A 22010-nucleotide genomic window follows, 5' to 3' on the forward strand; every position below is an offset into this window, starting at 1 on the left:
GGCAAGCAGGTCAGGAAAAAGGATATACAACCGGTTTGATCCGATTCATTAAATTATTTATATTCAAAATCCTCAAAGAGGTGGGGCGTGTTGGAGCATTTTTACTGGTTCCAAACGTTCAGGGGCAATAATAAATTTCGATGAGTCTTTTCCCTCGATGTCTTCAGCATAATTCGTTAGGCGCATGGACTGGCAAATTGTATCTTCTTTAACTCGAAACAGCGCAAACCCACACTGTCTTTTACGCATCACCTCGCGTACCTGATTCATACGTTCATTAGAGTAAATGATATTAGGGGTGTAAGCAGAAACCAGGGGATCATGATAAGGATGTTTGGTGTAACTCATTACTTTATCTCCTTTTTCAAGAAACATAAGCCCGAGCCGATTATTTAAAATTTTTTTAATTTCCCTTTTTAATACTGCTTCCGCAGGTTTGGTTGTATTTTTACTTAAGAAAAATGAGTGCATATTTTTTGCTCCTTTTTAGTATTCCATATCATTATTACTAAAAACGGATTTAACGAAATACCGTAGAAATACGGTAGTAAACATCTCTAGTTTTAACTCTGGTTTCATGTTCATTTTTTATTCTATGTGAAGGAATAAAGAAGTTGTTGCACTGGAAGCAAAATGAACTGGAGCAAAATTATGAGATTTTTTCAACCCCACGAAAACCCTAGACGGAGAGTGCATCCGCGCAACTCTTACCCAATAAAAGAAATACGAGATTATATTATCAAAGACAGTCAAAAAAATGTAACTATTGAACAGGCAATATCGATGCAGACTGGAGGAGGCTATAAGGCAGATGAGTGGCGACAACTTCGCTTAGGAGATGTTGCCAAAAAATCTCTCATTCAATCCCTTATCGGGAAAAAGAGCATTATCGAAGCGCCTACTAATTGCAATACAATGGAGTTTAACGATTTTCTGCGCTGGTTGGGACAACCGGTTCCCAAAGGAACCAGTAGATACTTTGCGCTGCCTGATGCATTTGGCTCGGGAAGAATCCATGGGTATCATTGCGAAAAAGATGAGCATTATCATCAGAAAGTTCAGGTTGGTGAGCCCAGATGCCCGGAGACTAAAAAAGCTCTACTCCCATTAAGACAGTCACTAGGAGTATTTACTGTCCAAGATTGGATGCTGGATGTCCCCGTTGTTGCTGCCAGCACCTCTTCCAATACCGAACATGGACAAGGTGGAGCCACGCAACTCATAGTTTCCGATGGGTTATTACTGTATCTCCATGCGAATATAAATAGGTATGTAGAGCAATATGATGACCGCTATTCGGTAGAAAGAGCAATTAGATTACGCTCGCCATGGGGGGATAAAATTGAGTGGATAACAAATTCTGAATTAGGAACAACAAATACTGTCTATCATTGCTCCCCGGATGGAGGTGCAGTAATCTCGGATGGGAATACAGCAACCCTAGATGGAGATGCACTAATATGGACTCCTCCAAAACTTGCTTAAAAGGAATGGGCCAGGGAAGGCCTAATATCGACCGAGGATAATTGTTGTCTGAGTGGAAAGCAGGAATTATTTATACTAACATAAAAATAAGAAAATATCGGTTTTAAAGTATGTATGAGCTGAATGATTCACCGTATTTTATTTACAGTAATTTGATCAAAGAATATTGTTTACCGCTCTTTAGTCTATCGCCTATTAAAGGCTTCACATTTTGCCGCACTTATGAGGATAAAACTGCATTTCTCCTGACTACCGAATACCAGTTTAACGTGGAATGCATTCAACGTGAAAAAAGAATTTCCAAGCTTGAAATGCTTCGTACGCCAATGCATACCCTGGAGGGCTATTTTCTAAACTCCCCCGCCCTTGATGGAAAATCCTCTGCTTTTTATGAAACTACTGCGCAAAAATTTGGATATGGATATAGTTTTACTATTGTCAGAAAGCATGAGGATTACAGTGATTACTTTCATTTTATCGGGAACAAATATCAAATTGATATGAATAATTATTATGTACATAACAAGGCTTCACTGAATAAATTTTGTGATTACTTCATCGAACGAGCAGCAAAACTATTAACTTATAGTGAAAAACAAAATAAATTCATTTTACCTGATACAGCCGTAGAACCCTTTCCAATAAAATCTTATGCAGGTACTTTGGATGAATTTTTCAAAGACTACTCTCTTGAGCGTTCAGGAATCAAATCAATTAGTTTATCTCAGCGCCAAATTGAATGTGCCCGATTATTAATTATCGGTAAAACAGCAGAAGAAATAGCAATTATTCTTGGCTTATCAAAACGTACTATTGAGCATTATATTGATATTTTAAAAAGAAAATTAAATGCCCATAATAAGGGGCTTCTAATTACAAAGTTGATTCAGTTCTTTCCCGATGAATTCACCTCAATTTCCTAAGAGCGTTTGAGTTATGGACGATATGAGACCATCATTCGATGAATTCTCAGGACCAATACTGTATTTATACGGTATGACCTATTTCAATTGTTCATCTTATCTTAATGAGCCTCCTGTAACTTATTAATTAAAGCTATAGGAGATGTCATGAAAGTTAAAAACGGTAAATTTGTTGATTCGTACAACGGAAAATATAAACGGAGACAACGTCAAGTTGAGGTAATTAATGCTTATCTGGAGAAGAATGGACTGCTTGTGCATGACTCGATAGATAATGGGGATTGTTTCTTTGATGCAGTTTCGCAACAGCTTGGCCAGATGCCTGCATTAATCTCTTACTCCATCGAGAATCTAAGGGATATTTGCTCAAGCTACGCTGAAAGTCATGCGGAAAGTGAACTATTTGCTCTTTTAAAAAAAAGAGAGGACTTTAGAGACTTTAAAAATATTAAGGACTATGTCAAGAAAATTAAAAGTGATGATCCGCCTTTATGGGGAAATCAGGATTGTGAAGGAGTAATTCTTGCCAGATATTTCAAAGAAAATCTGGGTGTTGAGCTTATTTTCGAAGTCATAAATTATGAACTGCATTTTGATGAAATAAGCGGGAAGGAAATTCCAGCTGAAGATGTATTTTATATTCGAGCTGAAGGCAAAACCTACACCAATCCAGATCCGGATAATACGGCTCCTTGCATTCGATTATTTAATGCTTTAAATCATTATGTTGCATGCAGCCGCACCGCCCCGATACAAATGGAACTTGGCAATTTATCTGCCCACGCAACAAATCAAACTGATACCAAAGAGTCTGATGCAATTAACCACAGCAACCTGGAAAAAATAACACACATCTTACGCGACGAGGTATTATTGACTGAAGAGCCAACCAACGAAACAGGAGCAGCTGCAGGTGATGCTATTGAGAATAAGGAACTTAGGATCTTTAATAAAAACTTCCTGACAGCTTGTAAATTACGACTTGCTCAGCTGGAAAAAAATTTCGACAATAGAAATGAGTCCGTTGTTATTGGCAAACTGTTAACAAGTTATGATAATTTATTGAAAAATCCTCATCACAAAGAAAGTCTGGTGCAATTCAATTCTGATTTAAACCTTGCCCAGCAAGCAAGTCGACCATCCCAAATTATCGCTATTCTATATTGGGGGCTAAAAATTATTGGCTTATTAGGAGGGGCTACCTTAGGAGCAGGCCTAAGTGTGCTGAATATGAATCAAACCCATGTTTTATCCCTGTCCAGATCTGGATATAGCCTTGGAGATATTGCCGCCAAAAAAGGTTTTTTTGGCAATAGAAAACAATTCTCTCTTGCCCTGGATGAAATAAAAGAAGACTTACAGTCGAACAGGAACAAGTCATTATCTTAGAATTCTGCAAACGAGATGAGACAGTTTGTTATTTAAAATGGGGCTGCCAAATCACGTTTGCTTTCTGTGATATTATTTTCAACAACCGTAACAAGAGCAAGCGACTTATTCCCTAATAAGAAAAAATGCCCAAGCTCATGCTAAATTGCCGCTTCAATTTGCAGTAAATGCCGCATCACTGCGCCCTTATTTTTTTCAAAAACTGCAGCTGCATTCTTAATCATCTGTTGACGAAATGTTGGATCAGTATGCAATTGAATGATTCCATCAATGACTTCATTGGCCTGTTGCACTAACAAAATCCCATGGGCTTCTTTAAGTGCATTGCAAATGGCTTTAAAGTTATGGACCTGGTTGCCGCTCAATACGGGTACGTTCATGGCAATGGGTTCCAGCACATTGTGTCCTCCCACAGGGACTAGACTGCCTCCCACAAAAGCATAATCACTGATTTGATAGAAACCTAAAAGTTCTCCCAAACTGTCAAGCACCACAATTTCATTATCCGGACTCAAGGTGTTTAAATCAGAGCGTAGGCCGGTCTTAAAGCCTGCTTGCTGACATAATTGACACACCGTTTGAAAACGTTCCGGATGGCGTGGGGCTATTAATAAAATTACCCGCGGAATTGCCTGTTGCAGCCGTTTTAAATGCGACAGAATCTGCGCTTCTTCATTTTCATGAGTACTTGCAGCAATCACAGTAACTCGTTCTGCTCCCCAATGACTTTTTAAATCGCTAAAGCGTTTATTGTCAATCTTATTGGTTTGCAGATCAAATTTCATATTTCCCAAAACATGCACTATCTCTTTTCTGGCTCCTAGAGCGATATAACGTTGTGCATCTTCTTCACCTTGTGCCAAAATCGCAGAGAATTGATTCAAAATAGGTCTAATTATAAATTTAATCTTTTTATATCCATGCAAAGAATCATCCGAGATCCGTGCATTAGCGAGTAATAATGGAACTTGTGCTGCCCGGGCTTGATAAATTAAATTCGGCCATAACTCAGTTTCCATAATCACACCAACACGAGGCTGAATTTGTTTGAAAAACCGTTTTAGCACGCAGGGAAGATCATAGGGTACGTATTGATGAGTCACCTTATTACCAAAACGTGCTTGTACTCGTTCCGAACCAGTTGGAGTCATGGTAGTGACCAATATGGAACAGTTTTTTTCCAATAGGGCATCAATCAATGGAATAGCAGCGATTACCTCACCTAAAGATACAGCATGAATCCAAACATCAAAAGGTTTATAATCATGCGTACCAAGAAAAAAACGTTCGGAGATACGCTCTCTATATGAAGGCAAGCTTCTCCCCTTCCACCATAACCGAATGAGCAGAAAAGGACTCAGCAAATACATCAAAAAAGAGTAAAAAAATAGCATATAAAAGCAAACCCAAAAACGGACAGTATATACTTAAAATGTGGTATAAAGCGATTAAATCAATTTAAACGAACTAATTTAAGGAATCCTTTGTAATGTCACTTCGGGAGTTCTTTATCGTCTCAACATGGTGGGGGAAGATTATTGGCGCATTTTTTGGCTATTTAATCGACGGTCCTACAGGGGCAATCTTTGGTCTTTTAGTGGGCAATTTCTTTGATCGGGGTATATATAGTTATTTTTCCAATCCTCATTGGTTGTATTACACTGAAAAGCGTAAAGCGATTCAAAAAGCTTTTTTTGAAGCCACCTTTTCCATTATGGGGCATTTGGCCAAAGCTGATGGCCGTGTTTCGGAACAAGAACTGGACATGGCGCGTCTATTTATGGACGAAATGCGTTTGACCAGTGAACAAAAAACTCTGGCAAAGCATTTATTTAACGATGGAAAAAAAGCTCAGTTCAACTTAGATGCTGTGCTCGAAAACTTAAAAAAAACCTGTAAGGACAAACGCGACTTGTTACGATTGTTTATCGATATTCAATATCGCGCAGCTCAAGTTGATGGACTTGGGACCAAAAAAATCCAAATATTGGATAAAATTTTTTCCAAGCTCGATTTTGCACCACTTCACAGACAATATCGCTTTTATGAAGATTTTGGGACGAGTTATTCACAAGAATCACCACATGATGGCAAGCAACAATCACAACAATCCTATTCCTCATCGAACTCGTACTCATCCTACAATAGATACAATTATCAACCCAGCAAGACGAATATGGATTATGCCTATGCTCTTTTGGAAGTATCGCCAAATGCCAGCAAACAAGAAGTAAAAAAGGCCTATAGACGTTTGTTAAGCCGTAATCACCCAGACAAATTAATTGCTCAAGGCTTACCCCAGGAAATGATTAAAATAGCAAATGAAAAAACCCAGAAAATAGTGAAAGCTTACGAGTTAATTTGTACCAGTAAAGGCTGGTAATCGAAACATGTGTTATGCGCAGTGGAACCCTTGAATTCCTTTAATCAATCACGAGTAGCTGCTCGAAATCAGACGACTTACTTTGTGCAGCATAATGTTCAGGACTTCCGAAAAAAGGACCAATCGGTCCTAAATAAGAGTACATCACTGGAGGGGATTTAGGATGAAACTCTGGCAGCTTTACCATCCAGCCATGGATAAATGAAAACAGAAGTTGCTTGCTGTATTCATAATCATGATGAGCACCTGGTATCTCTAGAGCCAAATAATTTTTTTTATTTGGTCCAAATTCCTTTTTTCTTGCTGCCATTTCTTGCTTTGTCAGTTCATAATCAAACTGTGCAACAATATCAAAGACAGGCATATTTAATTCAGGTTTCTTATTTTTAGATGGAGGAAGATCATAAGCGGATAACAAGATCAGACCTTCAATTTCTGGAACAGGAGGTTTTTCCAGATAATCAAATGTTTCTTTCAATTGTTCTCCATAATGAATGACCACAATACGCATGTTTTTTTGATTCCGCAACGTAGTGACCACTTCAGGAAATTGTTTGATCCAGGGGACAGCATTGGTACTTTCATTATTGAGTAATACAACCTGCCATCCATTTTGAGCCAATTCATTGGCCAGGTTATCTAACAATAGCGTAGATTGAGTCTGTGCACCGCCATTGACCAGAAGCACTGCACCATATTTTTCTTTTTTTGCGGGCCAATAAGGTAAATCAATACTCTTACCATCAACCTTGATTGCTAGTTTGTCTGCAAACGCAGATGAAAATACGAAAAAAAATACTAGAACTATCCTTGTAATATATTTCATATCATCCTAATAAATAATCCTTGCTCGATTAAAAATGAATGTATAGCCTGGTACAAATGTAGCGAAACCCAGGCTATTTGACCATCCTTTATCCCGGGTTGTTCTACGCTAATCCCCAGTCTAAATTGAAGGATAGTTTTTCATTTAATCTGTTAATTGTATGCCCGCTTGATCTAACATTACTCTGGCTTTTTCCCCCAGAATTTGATGTGCCAATGCAGTTGGATGTACTAAATCAAAAAACAAATAGCCGTTACATGCATCCGGTGCTATTTTAGGTTTGACTGATGCCACCATTTTTAAGACCGATTTTTTAGTAATATCGTCAACTACAGAATTAACACAAGTACCCGTTATATTGGTGAATCCATAATCTTGTGGATGCATCATAACTTCTTCAAAAGCTTGATGCAGATCATAATACAACCACTCTACATCTGGGTATTTTTGTTTGAAATCCTCAACTGACTTACTTAATAAATTATTATGCTCTTGGGCATAATAAGTCATTTCGTTAATTGAACCAAATTCAATTGCAGCGGGAGTTCGCCCTAAATCTGGCAAATTAACCACTAAAATATGTTTCGCACCTTTTTCTACCAATCGATGGATACTGCGAACAATGCCTGCATGCACATCATGCAATGTTTGTTCAGTTTCTGATGGAAAGGCAAGGTAGTTATTTGAGCCTATCCATATAACGAAAAGACTGTTTTCACTCGCTTTGTCATTGTGTTCCAGCAAATAGTTGTTCACTTCTCTTCTCAAAGTAAACAAGACATCATCAGCTCCTTCTTCCTCTGACACACCAGCACCACCATAAGCATAATCTAATAAATGTCCGGCAGGATTTTCAGGAAAGTAAGAGGCGATTACATGTTCAATCCAGACAGGTCCGTTAGAAAAACGACCTTCGAAATAAGGAGGAGATGGTGGCAATTGATACTTCATAAATTTATATAAATTACCGTTATCAGATAAACTATCACCAAATACAACTATATTATGAAGAGGTGTAGCCCAAATAATCCCGGAAAATAAAAAAGCCCCTATAGTTGCTAGCAGTTTCATGAATACCCTTAAGTCTAATCCTAAAAAAAGCAGTGACATCTTATTACAAATGGCTACTGCACTGAATTTTGAAGAGTGTATCTGGTTATTTTAAAAACAAAAAGCCACCCGCATTATAGTATGAAAGATTGTTTATTAGCAATTTTTTTGCATAAACCTAACTTTCTTCATTTTAATTTATTTATCAATAGGTTAAATAAATTGAACGTCTATAAAAACAACGATTCACATCATAAATATGCTTATTTCATGGACAAGAAGCCCCTTATGAAGGTTTTTCAATTGCTCCTCAATCAAAAGATATTTATATTAGTATTTTCTGTCAGGGAGGCTTAATTAATGACTTTTGAACAAAATTTCATTCTCAAATGTCTTGATCATATGGAACGAATTCTTTCGCATGATGGGGAGTTGGAACAAGCAATTCATCATTACATCGAAAATAAAGCACCTACCTCTCGTTACCAACTGGATACCAAAATAACTGACGCATCACAATGGAATGAACAAGATAAACTCCACTTTAGTGCCGCTGTTTTTGAAGCAATTGCCTGCAGCTCCTTATCGTTTTACTCAGAAAACGATGAGCGAGTTCAAGAAATGTGTGCTGCCAATACAGTATTTCTAAAACAGTATCTACCCATCTTAACTGGAAATACCAACCCCAATAACAGGATTGATTCAGTAAAAGACAATATTATGCGAATTAAAACAGAGCTAAAAAATAAAATAGAAAACAGCATTGATAATCCCTATGCCTTTTTTACTCCAGTTACAGCAGGATTAGTTTTGATGGCTGCAGCCGCCACAACAATAGCCTTATTGTCTTCTAAAGGATAGGGATATCACAGAACCTTGGGCTAAGGCCTTGCCTTAACCCAGGCGATACTCGAGGACTCCACACCCGCAACCTGAGTGCAGTGGCAGCGGAATCCGTTACTTCTATTAGAGAGCCTGGCTTCGCCTGCTTATTGAGCGCTACCAATCAAGGTTATTTTCAACTGACGTCCACAAACCCATGCCTTGTTTAAATCACTCATGACTTCTTTGGGCATACCTTTAGGCAAGCGTACTGTTGAATGATCTTCATGAATTTTCAGACCAGTAATATGTTTACTTTGTAGACCAGCTTCATTGGCAATAGCACCCACAATATTCCCGGGTTTTACTCCATGAACTTTACCCACATCAATTCGGAATAAATCCTGTTCTACAAATTCATCATTAAATTTTTTACGACTTTCGCGACCTTCTCGGAAACCTTTCTTGTCACTGCCTCCTGCCCTGCGCTCATCACCACGAGAACGTTCAAATTTGCCGCCACGTTCAACACGTCCTTCTTTAGCAGGTCGTGACGCTTTAGGTAAAGTTTGTTCCTTTTGCCAGGGAAGATCTTTGTTTAGCAATAAGGCAAGGGTTGCAGCAACATCTACTGCAGAAACGTCATTTTGTTTAATGTACTCTTCGATTATCCGTTTGTATGAAGGTAGGTTTTCATTATCTAAACGTGCAGTGATGTTTGCCATAAATCGTTCTTGCCGCGCAACTTGGATCATATGATCATTGGGTACAGCTACTTTGGTAATACGTTGACGAGTATGTCGCTCAATGCTCGTAATTAAACGCGATTCTTTAGGTGTTACGAATAAAACAGCAATTCCAGAACGTCCGGCTCTACCTGTTCTACCGATACGATGCACATAAGTTTCATTATCATGGGGTAAATCATAGTTAATTACATGAGTTACGCGGTCTACATCCAGGCCACGAGCAGCCACATCAGTAGCTACCAGGATATCAATTGCCCCTTGTTTGAACTGCGCAATAATGCGTTCGCGCAGCGCCTGGGTAATGTCGCCATGAATCGCCATAGCGCGTAATCCTTGTTGTTGTAACAGCTCGGCAACTTCTTCTGTACTGCTTTTAGTACGCACAAAGACGATAACACCCTGATATTCTTCTACAGCCAACACACGCAATAGTGCATCGGGTTTTTGATGTCCTGAGGCAAATAAAAAGCGTTGCTCAATACTTTTCACCGTCGCAGTTTCCGAACGGATTTCGATGGAAACGGGATCATGCAAATAAGTATTGGCAATTTGGCGTATACGATAAGGCATAGTTGCTGAAAAAAGGCCTATTTGTTTTTCTTCTGGCAGTTTTGCCATGATGGTTTCAATATCTTCAATAAAGCCCATACGCAACATCTCGTCAGCTTCATCAAGAATAAACGTACGCAAATTATCTAATTGCAAAGTACGTCTATCTATATGATCCAAAATACGGCCTGGGGTTCCAACCACTACTTGAGCCCCTGTTTTTAATTGTTTTAATTGACGACCGTAATCTTGGCCGCCACATAAAACAGCAACAGTAATACCGCGCTGGTTAGCACTTAATAACTCAAATTGCTCAGCAACCTGAATTGCTAATTCACGGGTGGGAGCCAAAATTAAAGCTTGAGTCCCTTGCACATTAGGAGATAAATTTTGCAATATAGGCAAAGCAAAAGCTGCAGTTTTCCCTGTTCCTGTTTGTGCCAGAGCAATCGCATCACGACCTTCCAGCAGTAAAGGAATTGTTTGTGCTTGAATTGGGGATGGGGTAGTAAACTTCATATCCTCTAGTGCTTTGTTTAAAGCATCTGAAAAGTTAAAGGACGCGAAGCTTTTGATTTCTTGAGACATAAAAATCCTGTTCGATTAAAACATAACCTACAAAAGGCTAAGTGATATAAAAATTGAACAGTATAATAACAAAATAAACAAAATAATGCACTATATTTATGAATTGATTAGGTCAAACTCTATATCAATTGAAGTATGTTGTAACCGCAGCTTGGGGCAGCGCAGCGAAATCCGGGGTGTGAGGTTATCAGAGTCCGAATTATAGCGGTGCCTTCACCAAGGCTACAAGAAATAATTAAATCAATGCTGCCAAACGACAGGCCTGATCAATTGCATGACGCGCATCGAGCTCTAGTGCTTTATATGCCCCTCCCACTAAATGCACGAGCTTTCCTGCTTCTTTTAGAGGTGTATACAATTCAGCAAATTCGATTTGCCCAGCACATATAACTACTGTGTCAACGGGTAGAACCTGCGACTTTTCATTGATGCTCACATGTAAGCCTTCATCATCAATCGCCTCATATTGTACGCCAGAAATCATTTTGACCTGCTTATGTTTCAGGCTTAAACGATGAATCCAACCTGTTGTTTTGCCCAGGCGTTTGCCCATTTTTTCTTTTTTACGCTGTAACAAATAAACTTCACGAGGACTTGGGGTCACCTCGGGAGGTTTAATGCCGCCTCGATATGCTCCGTAGATATCAATACCCCACTCATTATAAAACTGATCCTTCGGAACAGGATGCTCGTGCGTTAAAAATTCAGCCACATCAAAGCCAATTCCACCGGCACCAATAATAGCCACCCGTTTACCTACTTCTTTTTTCCCGGTAATCACGTCGATGTAACTCGCCACTTTCGGATGGTCAATACCCTTGATTTCAGGAACACGGGGCTTAATTCCGCTGGCTAAAACAATCTCATCAAACTCATGCAATAGATCGGCTGTTGCTTCGGTATTAAGTAGGATAGTTACCTTAAATTTTTGCAATTGATAATTAAAGTAATCCAAAGTTTGTTGAAAAATTTCCTTACCTGGTATTTTTTTTGCTAGATTAAATTGTCCACCTATTTGATTGCTCTTTTCAAATAACGTTACTTTGTGACCACGCTCGGCAGCAACTGTGGCAAAAGCAAGCCCAGCAGGTCCAGATCCCACTACCGCAATGGATTTAGGTTTTGCAGTGACCTCATAAATCAATTCCGTTTCATTGCATGCACGCGGATTCACCAAACAGGAAGCAGTTTTGTTTACAAAAACCCGATCAAGACACGCCTGATTGCAAGCAATACATATATTAATCGCTTCACTTTCGCCCTTTTTGGCTTTTTCAGCAAATAAGGGATCTGCTAAAAAAGGCCTGGCCATAGAAATCATATCTGCAACCCCAGATTCGATTAATTGGTTGGCCAATTCGGGTGTATTGATGCGATTTGAGGTAATCAATGGAATTTTTACCTCAGGTTTCAAATGCTGTGTCAGGTGTGTAAATGCTGCAGCAGGTACCATAGTAGCAATCGTTGGGATGCGTGCTTCATGCCAGCCAATACCTGTATTAATCAATGTAGCACCGGCCGCCTCAATCGCCTTGGCCAGAGTCACTACTTCTTCCCAATTACTGCCATCAGCAATCAAATCAAGCATCGACAAACGAAAAATGATAATAAATTTTTCGCCTACTGCTTCTCGTACACTGCGCACTACTTCAATAGGAAAGCGTATACGATTCGTATAACTTCCACCCCATTCATCCTGACGTTGGTTGGTATGCGTGACAATAAACTGGTTAATTAAATATCCTTCACTGCCCATAATCTCAATGCCATCATAACCAGCCAATTGAGCAAGACGCGCACAGCGGGCAAAATGTTTGATGGTTTTTTTTATGCGATATTGGCTCATTACCCAGGGTTTAAAAGGACTAATAGGTGATTTGATACCGCTGGGTGCAACAACAAAGGGATGAAAGCCATAACGACCTGCATGTAACGCTTGCAAAATAATTTTGCCGCCTGCTTCATGTACTGTATGAGTGATTAATTCATGTCGATGTTGCTCTTTGCTGTTGGTTAATTTGGCGGCAAAGGGGGCTAAACGCCCTGCACGATCCGGGGCAAAACCACCCGTTGTGATCAGTCCTACTCCTCCAAGCGCTCTTTCTCGATAAAATTGTGCCAAACGATTCAAGCTCTCTTTATCTTCTTCAAGGCCAGTATGCATAGACCCCATCAGCAATCTATTTTTTAATTGAGTAAAACCTAAATCCAAAGGCTGAAATAAGGCTTTAAAGGGGGTATTATCAATTCTCAATTCCATGAGTGCTCTCACAAATAGCATCAAAATCAAAAGTATAAACCGTGTTCGTCTCTTTTCACAGAGAATAAATAAGAAACTTAGAGCATCTGTTTCATGGCTACAGTGAAGCGTAGTTGAGGATATGGAATTGTCTGGGCTCGGGTTAAGGCTAGGCCTTCACCAGACTAATTAATTCGACAGTTGTCGTTCTTGAGCAAAAGAAAGACGCATTTGAAAGCGATTGGCAATAAAAGCACCTAATAAAGTGACGCTGCATCCAACAAGAGAAAGCGATGAAGGTTGTTCATTTAACAAAAGAAATCCCATTAATGTCGATACGATGGGAAGAGCATATAAAGATATGGACGCATTGGATGCCGATAAATATTTCAACACATAGCCCCATGCTAAATAAGCAAGTGTGGCAGGGAAAATACCCATATAAACAACGGCTGCCGTAGTTTGTATTTCTGCTACTCTAATTTCCTGGAGCAGGTCGGGCAGAAATATAGATAACAATAAAGTTCCCCCCCACATCACCCAGGCAATAATTGCAACAGGATGATAAACGCTTACGAATCGCTTTTGGATAATCGTTAAAATTGCGCCCATCAATGCAGAAACCAAAATCGCCATGATTCCCTGATGTATTCCGGGTTCTGTATTCTCACCAATTGTTAATAAAGTCAAACCCAATAGGCTGATTATGATCCCGAACCAAACACCACGCGCCAGTTTCTCTCGTAAAAAAACCAGTGATAAAAGAATGGTCATAGCCGGCATTAAGCCCATAACAAAACTGGCTATGCCAGCAGAAACACTCTGCTCACCATAATTCAAACAAATATTATAAATACCTATGCCAGCCATTCCGGCAAGCAGTAATTGAAGGCGATCTTTCCATATCACTCGTTTTTTAATGCCTAGACCGTAATAGATGATCATCATACACAATGAAGCGACCGTAAAACGTAAAAGAGCTAGTGCTCCGGGGGTGTAGCCAGTTAATCCAATGCGTATTCCAACGTATGCTGAAGCCCATAAAACAATGGCAATTATCATGATACAGCTTATTTTTAAAGACTGCATGCCTCACCACCCCAAGAAAAAATAAAGGACTTATTGTACCAGAATTACTCTAAACAATCACGCTATATGACGCATGCAACGTTCGCATTAGAAAGTATTCGATGTGTCAAATTAAAGCGCAAGACATGCTGCGCTGCACCTAAAAACGTTTGATTTTAAGTGTTTTTTTTGAATATTTAACCTTTATTAGCGTCATTATGTAAAAAAGCTTGGCATTTTCTTTTTTATAAACTACCTTTAAAGAAGGGCCTGCTCCTGCTGAGGATAAATCAATGGATGACCCTTTCTCTGCTTTAATAGAAGCTATTAAGTCTGTTTTTCATTTAATACCGATGAGAAATGGAAAATATACTTATCCTGAAATCCAGCGGCTTAAGGAAGCGATTGAACATTATCAGCCTGATCAGAAAAAAACGTTCGTTGAGCTGGTAAAAGCATTAGGTGCAACGTTACACCATTTGGACAAATGGCGTATTAATTTTGAACCGATACAAAGTTCAATTGACTCTCTGGCTGCACAACACAAAATGCCGGCAATAAACTGGGATAAGTATCTTGCTCATCCTAAAATCTCACATAGATTTCAATTTATGGACGCGCAACAAGATGTTGAGTTCGTCCCATGGTTAAACTCCATGTACGAGAAAATTTACGCGCGGCAAGAATCCAGTTTACATACCAAACTAATTGCTCACCGAGATCAGCTTGGGTTTAGTCAAAGACTCATTTCTCATCTGCAAAAAGATCCGGAATTTTTATTGCGTTTGATTATGGAATCCAAAGAAAAGTTCATTCAGATTTCTGGTACGCGCTTAATTTTTTACTTAACCGATGAACAAATTGCAAAAGCGATAATTAAATACTTACCTGATTTGCTGCAGGACCATCCAAATCCCTTAGTCCAGGTAGAACAGCTCGTGGATAGATTGAATGGAATATTATCGAATGGGCGCTCTATTTCCACGCTTTTACGTAATTCCGAAGCCAAAGCCATTTTAGATGGTTCAGAGATTTTTCAAATATATCAAAGTGAAGAATACAAAAATCGTCAAGAGCAACCCGCATTTGAAGAAAACGAGCAATTTAAGCCTCGAATTATTTGAAACAGTAGATCAAGCCTAAGGTGTACCCGGAACTTTGATTTAATCGATTGGCTCAATTCGGGAAGAGTTCCTCACGCAATCAGATTCCTCATGCATAAGAGCCTCCTCCCCATAGAGCAATTTTGTTGAAAAATATGTCATTCACGTGAAGGCAGGAATGACATATATGGAGCAGCAGAATTTAGAGAAACGCCCCTTAATCCAGCAAGCCTAGAGCTTTAACCGTATCATGCTCTTGTTTTAGCTCATCTAAAGTTTTGTGGAACATTTCACGACCGTAGTCATTAAAGGTCAAGCCCTCGACTACTTTTAATTCTCCATTTTCACGTCGGCAAGGGAAAGAGAAGATTAACCCTTCATCAACACCATATTCGCCTTGAGAACTACGGCACATTGAGAATGACTCACCAGCAGGGGTATCAGTGACCAGACGGTTCACACCAGTAATCACGGCATTGGCAGCAGAAGCAGCAGAAGAAGAACCACGCGCTTTAATTACTGCAGCACCACGTTGTTGTACAGTAGAAACAAAGGTGTCTTTCAACCAGGACTCATCAATCACTTTAGCTGCAGAAACCCCATTAATTTTTGCATTATAAAAATCTGGATATTGAGTAGAAGAATGGTTACCCCAAATGGTCATTTCTGTGATGGCTGTAATATCAACCCCAGCTTTTTTAGCCAATTGACTGCGCGCTCTTAATTCATCCAAACTGGTCATGGCATAAAACCGATCATTGGGGATGTCTTTGGCATTGTTCATTGCAATCAGGCAGTTTGTATTGCAAGGGTTACCCACAACAAAGACGCGCACATCATCACTTGCATTATCATTTATTGCCTTGCCTTGTTTGGTGAATATGCCACCATTAATTTGCAATAAGTCAGAACGCTCCATACCTTGTTTGCGAGGTACAGAACCAACCAACAACGCCCAATTCACTCCATCCATTGCCTTGTTCATATCGGAGGTACAAACGATGCGCTTCAATAAGGGGAAGGCGCAATCATCCAGTTCCATCGCAACCCCTTCAAGAGAAGGCAGCGCTGCTTCAAGCTCAAGTAAATTTAATTCTACTTCAGTGTTTGCACCAAACATTTGCCCAGATGCGATCCGGAACAATAATGCATAACCAATTTGTCCAGCTGCTCCAGTAATAGCAACTCTAACTCGTTTATTTCCCATGTGATTTCCTCTTGTTTTTCGGGTAATCATCAAAATTCTCTCTCACTAAGTAGGAAAGAAAGCAACTTGCATGATTACATTTTTTGTTAGAAAACTCGCAACATGATACTATTGCATTCCCAAACAAGCCAGTCTTAAAAAGAGTAATGATCCCTTTATCGTTGTACATTCATATTCCATGGTGCATTCGCAAGTGCCCTTACTGCGATTTTAACTCCCACAAAAGTCCTGAGACCCTACCGGAACAAAATTATGTTCAAGCACTTCTTGCTGACTTAAAAACCGATTTGCAGCACGTTGAAGCGCGTGAGATTTGCTCCATTTTCATTGGCGGAGGCACACCCAGCCTTTTTTCTGCTCATGCCTATGAGACCTTGTTTACCGAATTAAGACAGATTTTATCTTTTTCCCAAAATATTGAAATTACTCTGGAAGCCAATCCAGGTACTGTAGAGCAACAACGCTTTACTGAGTACCGACAAATTGGGATTAATCGACTTTCCTTAGGCATTCAAAGCTTCAATCCGGAGCATCTACACATTTTGGGTCGTATTCATGATGCACAACAGGCGCATCGCGCTATCGAATCCGCACGAAATGCCGGCTTTAGCAATCTAAATCTGGACATTATGCACGGTTTACCCAAGCAAAGCGTAGCCCAGGGAATCGAAGATTTACGTACTGCAATTGCCCATCAACCAGAACATTTATCCTGGTATCAATTAACCATAGAACCAAATACGGTATTTTACAAAGAAAAACCTCCCTTACCTTCTGAAGATGATGCATGGTGTTTGGAAGAACAAGGGTTCGCTCTACTTAAAGAATCCGGGTTTGAACGCTATGAAATTTCTGCCTTTGCTAAACCCGCACGGCAAGCGCGACATAATTTGAATTACTGGCTATTCGGTGATTACTTAGGCATAGGTGCAGGAGCTCATGGTAAAATCACAACTCCGGAAGGAATCCTAAGAACACGTAAACATCGTCAGCCTAAAGAATATCTCGACTCAGATAAACCTTTTTTGGCGGCTATGGAAACCGTAGCGGCTCAGGATCTTCTGTTTGAATTTATGCTCAACACCACTCGTCTGGAACAACCCATCCCGTTAGAACTGTTCACACAAACTACCAGATTACCATTGAGTGATTTGCTTCCCAAACTCAAAACAGCAGAACAAAAAAAATTAATCACGTTAACGGATACCCATTGGCAAATCACCGCATTTGGCAGACGTTACACCAATGACTTACAAGCGTTATACTTATAGAATCACACAAACTGCCTGGGTATAGCAGAGTTAACTACAGCTACTTGCTAGCAAATAAAGATTATTTAATAATAAGTTACTTTCCGGAAAAGGAGCAATCGGTGATATCATTCGTATTTTTGGTGGTTCTTGCTTATTTAATGGGATCTATCTGTTCTGCGGTCATTGTCTGCAAGGCTTGCTCCTTACCAGATCCACGCACAGAAGGTTCAAAAAATCCTGGCGCCACTAATGTTTTGCGCATTGCTGGAAAACAATATGCGGCCTTGGTCATGGCGGCGGATCTACTCAAAGGTACTATTCCAGTACTCATTGCCAAAATCCTCGAAGCTGAGCCAGCAACAATAGGGTTTACTGCTTTAGCAGCAGTTATTGGTCATATGTACCCGGTTTTCTTTGACTTCAAGGGAGGAAAAGGAGTTGCAACAGCAATTGGGGCGCTCTTGGGCTTTCAGTTTCTGGTTGGTGTTTTAGTCGCTGCAACCTGGTTGATCGTCGCCAAATTCTCACGCTACTCCTCTTTAGCATCGATCTGCGCCATTGGTTTTGCCCCATTTTATTCACTGTTACTGATTCAGCGTCTGGATATTTTTCCGCCCATATTCATAATGGCGCTCTTAATCCTTTACAAGCATAAAGACAATATTGTTCGTCTTATTGATAAGAAAGAACCTAAAATCAAACTGAAGGAGAATGTTCTTGATGACATGATGGAGGGAGCATCCCAACAGCATGTTACACCTAAAAAGACTGAAGCTACCTCCTCGGAAGCAATAATTGAGGTGGAGGAAGTCATCATCACCGAAACAGAAGTGACTAAACCTAAAACAAAAAAAACAACTGCTAAAAAGACCGAAGAACCTGAAAAGAAGCCCAAAGCAGCTAAAAAATCTGCTCCCGAAAAATCTAAAGAAAAGAAACAAGACGAAGAATAAAAACTCCATAGGCTAAGTGGAGTTTGTGCCTTAGCAATTAAAACAGTTTTAGATGGTTTTAACCAATTTAACCATAAATCTTATGGGTATGAATGCCATACCCATACATTAAAACATGTATGCATGTAGTAGCGCCATGGGGCAGAAATATCAAAAATACTGCAACTTATTTGATATAGACCGCTGCCAAAGGCTAGAAGAAAGAAAAATTAAGCTAAAGGCCATCTTGCCTTAACTTCTACGCCAGTACCTATATCCTTTTCCCCTCTTAACATCCGCAAACATCCAGCATAAGCAATCATCGCTCCATTATCGGTACAATATTCTAAAGCTGGAAAATAAATCGTCCCGCCAATACTCTGAATCCATTCACTTAAGCCTGAACGTAAGGCTTTGTTCGCCCCTACTCCCCCTGCAACTACCAATTGCTTACAGCCAGATTCTTGTACCGCGCGTTTGCATTTAATCATCAAGGTATCCACAACGGCTTGCTGAAATGCCTTGGCAATTTCAGCGCGTGCACATTCATCTTTTGCGCTTTGATTCCAAGTATTTAAGGCGAATGTTTTTAAACCACTAAAGCTAAACTCAAGGCCGGGGCGGTCGGTCATGGGACGAGGAAAACGATAAGGAGTTGATTCACATTGATCAGCAAGCGCTGCGAGTACCGGACCTCCAGGATAGGGTATTCCCATTAACTTGGCGGTTTTATCAAACGCCTCACCCACCGCATCATCGAGAGTATCTCCGAGTATGCTGTATTGCCCCAAATCCCTGACTTCAACCAGTTGGCAATGGCCGCCGGATACCAAAAGCGCAATAAAAGGAAATTCGAGTGAAGGCGTTTCCATTTTTGCCGCCAAAAGATGTGCTTCCAAATGATGAATGGCTAACGCAGGAATTTGTAATGCATAGGCTAAACTTTTGGCAAAACAAGAGCCAACCAGCAATGCACCAATTAAACCAGGACCTGCAGTATAGGCAACTCCATCCAGTGCTGTTTTATCAAGGTCTGCTTGTTGTAATACTTTATCAAGCAAAGGCACTAAATAATTAATATGATCACGTGAAGCAAGCTCAGGTACCACACCACCATGCACTCGATGGGTGTCAATTTGCGAATGCAACGCATGCGCTAACAAACCAGCATCGGAATCATAAATCGCTACTCCGGTTTCGTCACAAGACGATTCAATGCCTAAAATTAACATGAAAACCTAGCCTAAAAATTAAAATTAAATCTCAGAATTGTAACACATTAAATCGAAAAGGGTCTTAGCGGATGAGTGAATTAAAATAAATCTTTATGCTATATAAATGAATCTGTTGGTTAATTTGTGATACAATATAGTATTATTTAGAAGATAGACTGCGAACCATTGCAATATCAATATGCTCAATAGTGGAGAGTATTATGGCATATCAAAAAATTGATGAACGTTTTATCAATGGATTTAAAGAGGCTTATATTAAGCATTTAAGTAGTGCCGATACTCAAAGCGAGAATGCAGCACAAAAGATGCTAGAGCAAGCTTCGGTAGATGATTACGGTAAAATATCGAGAATATTTGATCTATTATCCACACTTCATTGTGTTTCAAGAGAAGAATTCAAAACAAGGATGGAGGAGGCTGGAAGTATTGAAGCGTACATGAAACCCATCATTAATGAGATTGCAAAGTTACTACTAACCCCAGATAAAGCTCGACTTAATGATGAAGTAATTAGAGCAATTGGTGTGGATAACTATTGTCGCTTAGTCAAAGGAAAAAATATTGCCCAAGAAGATGGAATCCAAATTGTAGCGAATGAAAGTGAAAAAATAAATGAATTTGAAGCGGCTGAAAAACTTCTTGCTGAATCCTTCCTCCGGGCAATTCTAGCATGCTACTCATTAAGTGTTTATGAAAATAACGTGTTAGCAGAGGAAAGAACAAGAGGCCGTCTTGAAGAGCAAATGACCGCACTTAAATTTAAAATACAACCAGAAGGAGAATTCCCTTCTGGATGGGAAGAGCTCAATTTAATATCCGAAGACATAACTTTAAAAGAATTTGATGAACAAGCGAAACTGATAATTGCTCAAGCTCAGATTGCCTTGAATGGGGAAACCGAGGCAAAAGATCTATGGCCGTTATTAAAAAAATGTCAGGCATTGTATTCTCGAGGAACACAACTTCTTCATGAGTCAAATGTAGAATTAGGAGCAATGACGAATCCACTGCAACAACTTGGATTTCGATTGTCGCAAGGAACAGGCTCAGATTCAATATTTGATTTAAAAGAACAGAGTCGAAAGCAACTCACATATCCTGAACTTAAAGCTAAAGTGAGCCGTTTGCAAAATATAATAGAATTATTCGAACCCAAAATTCACAGCCCCGAATTAAAAGAAACAATGAATAAATTCCGCGAACAACTAAAGTTAACGCAACAGTACATATCTGAGTATGAAAAGGAATATGGTGATCTCCTCCAGAGCAATGTAACAGTACCAGTGCATGCATTAAGTGATGCGCTTAATTCATACAATGCCGGAACTTCTAACTTTATGAAGGCTGTAAACGAGGAGGATTTAAAAAAATCACTAAAACCTTATGAGATGAATATAGTACAACGCTTAATAAATATAGTTAGTAAAGGTTACTTCTTTGCATCGGCAAGAAATTATGAAAATAGTTCTCTCAAAATGAAAAATGAACTCATTGAGATGAAAAGTAAATATGATGAGTCACCAGAAGACCAACAAGGATTTGAGTTCAATTAGTTTACCAAACTGAAACCAAGTTTGAGTCTAATTCGTTGGCTGCTAAAAAATTGTCTAAGTAGTTTTTGTAAAGCGCAGCGGATCAGAGGAAATTCTATGATATCTACGTCAGGTTACGGCATATGCCTAAAACCCAGGTTGGAATGAGTTAAAAATAAAATTTATTGATTTAAAACTTGACGAGGGTTTCAACTAGCACTAGAATTGCCCACCTATTAAGATCAAATAACCAGAGGACTATTTAATGCCTACAGTTCGCGTCAAAGAAGGCGAAAATCCAGAATATGCATTGCGCCGATTCAAGCGCTCTTGTGAAAAAGCCGGTATTTTAACCGAATTACGCCGTCGTGAATTTTATGAAAAACCAACTGCTGAGCGTAAGCGCAAACAAGCTGCTGCAGTAAAACGTCATCTGAAGAAAATTTCTCGTGATATGACAGCAAGACAACAAGGCGGAAAACGCCGACGTAAATAGGATTTTTCTGTCCTGTATTTTTTACTAAGGCCACATATACTTCGCATAGTCACAAATAAATTATGATTATGATGTTGTATCTAGTGGCCTTTAGCTTTTCAAAGTATATAACAATCTTGACGAACGGTTCAGTTTGTTCAAGATATGCCAGATAGCCGTTCCTTGCATTAGGAGCCGAGCT

Annotated in this window: 19 protein-coding genes; 10 read left to right on the forward strand and 9 right to left on the reverse strand. The window is 39.5% G+C overall.

Translation table 11 applies throughout. The annotated features are described in order from the left end of the window. Window positions 1-72: 72 nt before the first annotated feature. Window positions 73-471, reverse strand: coding sequence for a hypothetical protein (locus BW930_RS10785; protein ID WP_058468165.1), 399 nt, complete (start codon window positions 469-471; stop codon window positions 73-75). A 180-nt stretch (window positions 472-651) separates the two neighbouring features. Between BW930_RS10785 and BW930_RS10790 the strand changes: the two genes are divergently transcribed. From BW930_RS10790 to BW930_RS10800, 3 genes are all read left to right on the forward strand, one after another. Next, window positions 652-1485, forward strand: a complete 834-nt coding sequence (locus tag BW930_RS10790; RefSeq protein WP_238587863.1) for a hypothetical protein — start codon at window positions 652-654, stop codon at window positions 1483-1485. A 110-nt stretch (window positions 1486-1595) separates the two neighbouring features. Then, entirely contained in the window at window positions 1596-2408 is an 813-nt protein-coding gene (locus BW930_RS10795; RefSeq protein ID WP_058468164.1) for a helix-turn-helix transcriptional regulator, read from the forward strand. Between the two features lie 147 nt (window positions 2409-2555). Continuing rightward, the gene (locus BW930_RS10800; protein WP_058468163.1) at window positions 2556-3797 is read left to right on the forward strand and encodes an OTU domain-containing protein; all 1242 of its coding nucleotides are present in this window, start codon (window positions 2556-2558) and stop codon (window positions 3795-3797) included. Window positions 3798-3937: 140 nt separating this feature from the next. Here BW930_RS10800 and waaA read toward each other — a convergent pair whose 3' ends face one another. Continuing rightward, window positions 3938-5191, reverse strand: a complete 1254-nt coding sequence (waaA, locus tag BW930_RS10805; protein ID WP_058468162.1) for a lipid IV(A) 3-deoxy-D-manno-octulosonic acid transferase — start codon at window positions 5189-5191, stop codon at window positions 3938-3940. Between the two features lie 95 nt (window positions 5192-5286). Between waaA and djlA the strand changes: the two genes are divergently transcribed. Then, complete coding sequence (djlA, locus tag BW930_RS10810) at window positions 5287-6180, forward strand: co-chaperone DjlA (protein ID WP_058468161.1); 894 nt, start codon at window positions 5287-5289, stop codon at window positions 6178-6180. Between the two features lie 40 nt (window positions 6181-6220). Here the strand turns inward: djlA and BW930_RS10815 are convergent, their stop codons facing one another. After that, window positions 6221-7006: an RraA family protein gene (locus BW930_RS10815; RefSeq protein WP_058468160.1), complete on the reverse strand. Its 786-nt coding sequence runs from the start codon at window positions 7004-7006 to the stop codon at window positions 6221-6223. Between the two features lie 144 nt (window positions 7007-7150). After that, on the reverse strand, window positions 7151-8077 hold the full coding sequence (gene plaA / locus BW930_RS10820) for a GDSL family lysophospholipase PlaA (RefSeq protein WP_058468159.1): 927 nt from the start codon (window positions 8075-8077) through the stop codon (window positions 7151-7153). A 339-nt stretch (window positions 8078-8416) separates the two neighbouring features. Between plaA and BW930_RS10825 the strand changes: the two genes are divergently transcribed. Beyond that, entirely contained in the window at window positions 8417-8917 is a 501-nt protein-coding gene (locus tag BW930_RS10825) for a hypothetical protein (protein ID WP_058468158.1), read from the forward strand. 128 nt (window positions 8918-9045) lie between these two features. Here BW930_RS10825 and BW930_RS10830 read toward each other — a convergent pair whose 3' ends face one another. The 3 genes from BW930_RS10830 to BW930_RS10840 form a co-directional block, all read right to left on the reverse strand. Continuing rightward, window positions 9046-10764, reverse strand: a complete 1719-nt coding sequence (locus BW930_RS10830; protein WP_058468157.1) for a DEAD/DEAH box helicase — start codon at window positions 10762-10764, stop codon at window positions 9046-9048. Window positions 10765-10999: 235 nt separating this feature from the next. Next, window positions 11000-13024 (reverse strand): NADPH-dependent 2,4-dienoyl-CoA reductase, encoded by a 2025-nt coding sequence (locus BW930_RS10835; protein ID WP_058468156.1) that lies wholly within the window; start codon window positions 13022-13024, stop codon window positions 11000-11002. Window positions 13025-13192: 168 nt separating this feature from the next. Then, window positions 13193-14092: a DMT family transporter gene (locus BW930_RS10840; RefSeq protein WP_058468155.1), complete on the reverse strand. Its 900-nt coding sequence runs from the start codon at window positions 14090-14092 to the stop codon at window positions 13193-13195. A 272-nt stretch (window positions 14093-14364) separates the two neighbouring features. Here BW930_RS10840 and BW930_RS10845 point away from each other — a divergent pair, with 272 nt between their 5' ends. Then, on the forward strand, window positions 14365-15195 hold the full coding sequence (locus tag BW930_RS10845; RefSeq protein ID WP_058468154.1) for a hypothetical protein: 831 nt from the start codon (window positions 14365-14367) through the stop codon (window positions 15193-15195). A 196-nt stretch (window positions 15196-15391) separates the two neighbouring features. Here BW930_RS10845 and BW930_RS10850 read toward each other — a convergent pair whose 3' ends face one another. Beyond that, complete coding sequence (locus BW930_RS10850) at window positions 15392-16381, reverse strand: malate dehydrogenase (RefSeq protein WP_058468153.1); 990 nt, start codon at window positions 16379-16381, stop codon at window positions 15392-15394. Window positions 16382-16527: 146 nt separating this feature from the next. Between BW930_RS10850 and hemW the strand changes: the two genes are divergently transcribed. Further along, window positions 16528-17652 (forward strand): radical SAM family heme chaperone HemW, encoded by a 1125-nt coding sequence (gene hemW, locus BW930_RS10855; RefSeq protein WP_058468152.1) that lies wholly within the window; start codon window positions 16528-16530, stop codon window positions 17650-17652. Between the two features lie 101 nt (window positions 17653-17753). Then, window positions 17754-18587: a glycerol-3-phosphate 1-O-acyltransferase PlsY gene (gene plsY, locus BW930_RS10860; protein ID WP_058468151.1), complete on the forward strand. Its 834-nt coding sequence runs from the start codon at window positions 17754-17756 to the stop codon at window positions 18585-18587. A gap of 209 nt (window positions 18588-18796) precedes the next feature. On the opposite strand, the gene tsaD is transcribed toward plsY, so the two are convergent. Then, window positions 18797-19798 (reverse strand): tRNA (adenosine(37)-N6)-threonylcarbamoyltransferase complex transferase subunit TsaD, encoded by a 1002-nt coding sequence (gene tsaD, locus BW930_RS10865; protein WP_058468150.1) that lies wholly within the window; start codon window positions 19796-19798, stop codon window positions 18797-18799. A gap of 203 nt (window positions 19799-20001) precedes the next feature. Here tsaD and BW930_RS10870 point away from each other — a divergent pair, with 203 nt between their 5' ends. Continuing rightward, a complete protein-coding gene (locus BW930_RS10870; RefSeq protein WP_058468149.1) occupies window positions 20002-21354 on the forward strand; it encodes a hypothetical protein in 1353 nt (450 codons plus the stop codon). 244 nt (window positions 21355-21598) lie between these two features. Beyond that, complete coding sequence (gene rpsU / locus BW930_RS10875; protein ID WP_058468148.1) at window positions 21599-21829, forward strand: 30S ribosomal protein S21; 231 nt, start codon at window positions 21599-21601, stop codon at window positions 21827-21829. Window positions 21830-22010 lie beyond the last annotated feature (181 nt).

This window comes from Fluoribacter gormanii, from assembly GCF_900156395.1.
GTDB classification, from domain to species: domain Bacteria; phylum Pseudomonadota; class Gammaproteobacteria; order Legionellales; family Legionellaceae; genus Legionella; species Legionella gormanii.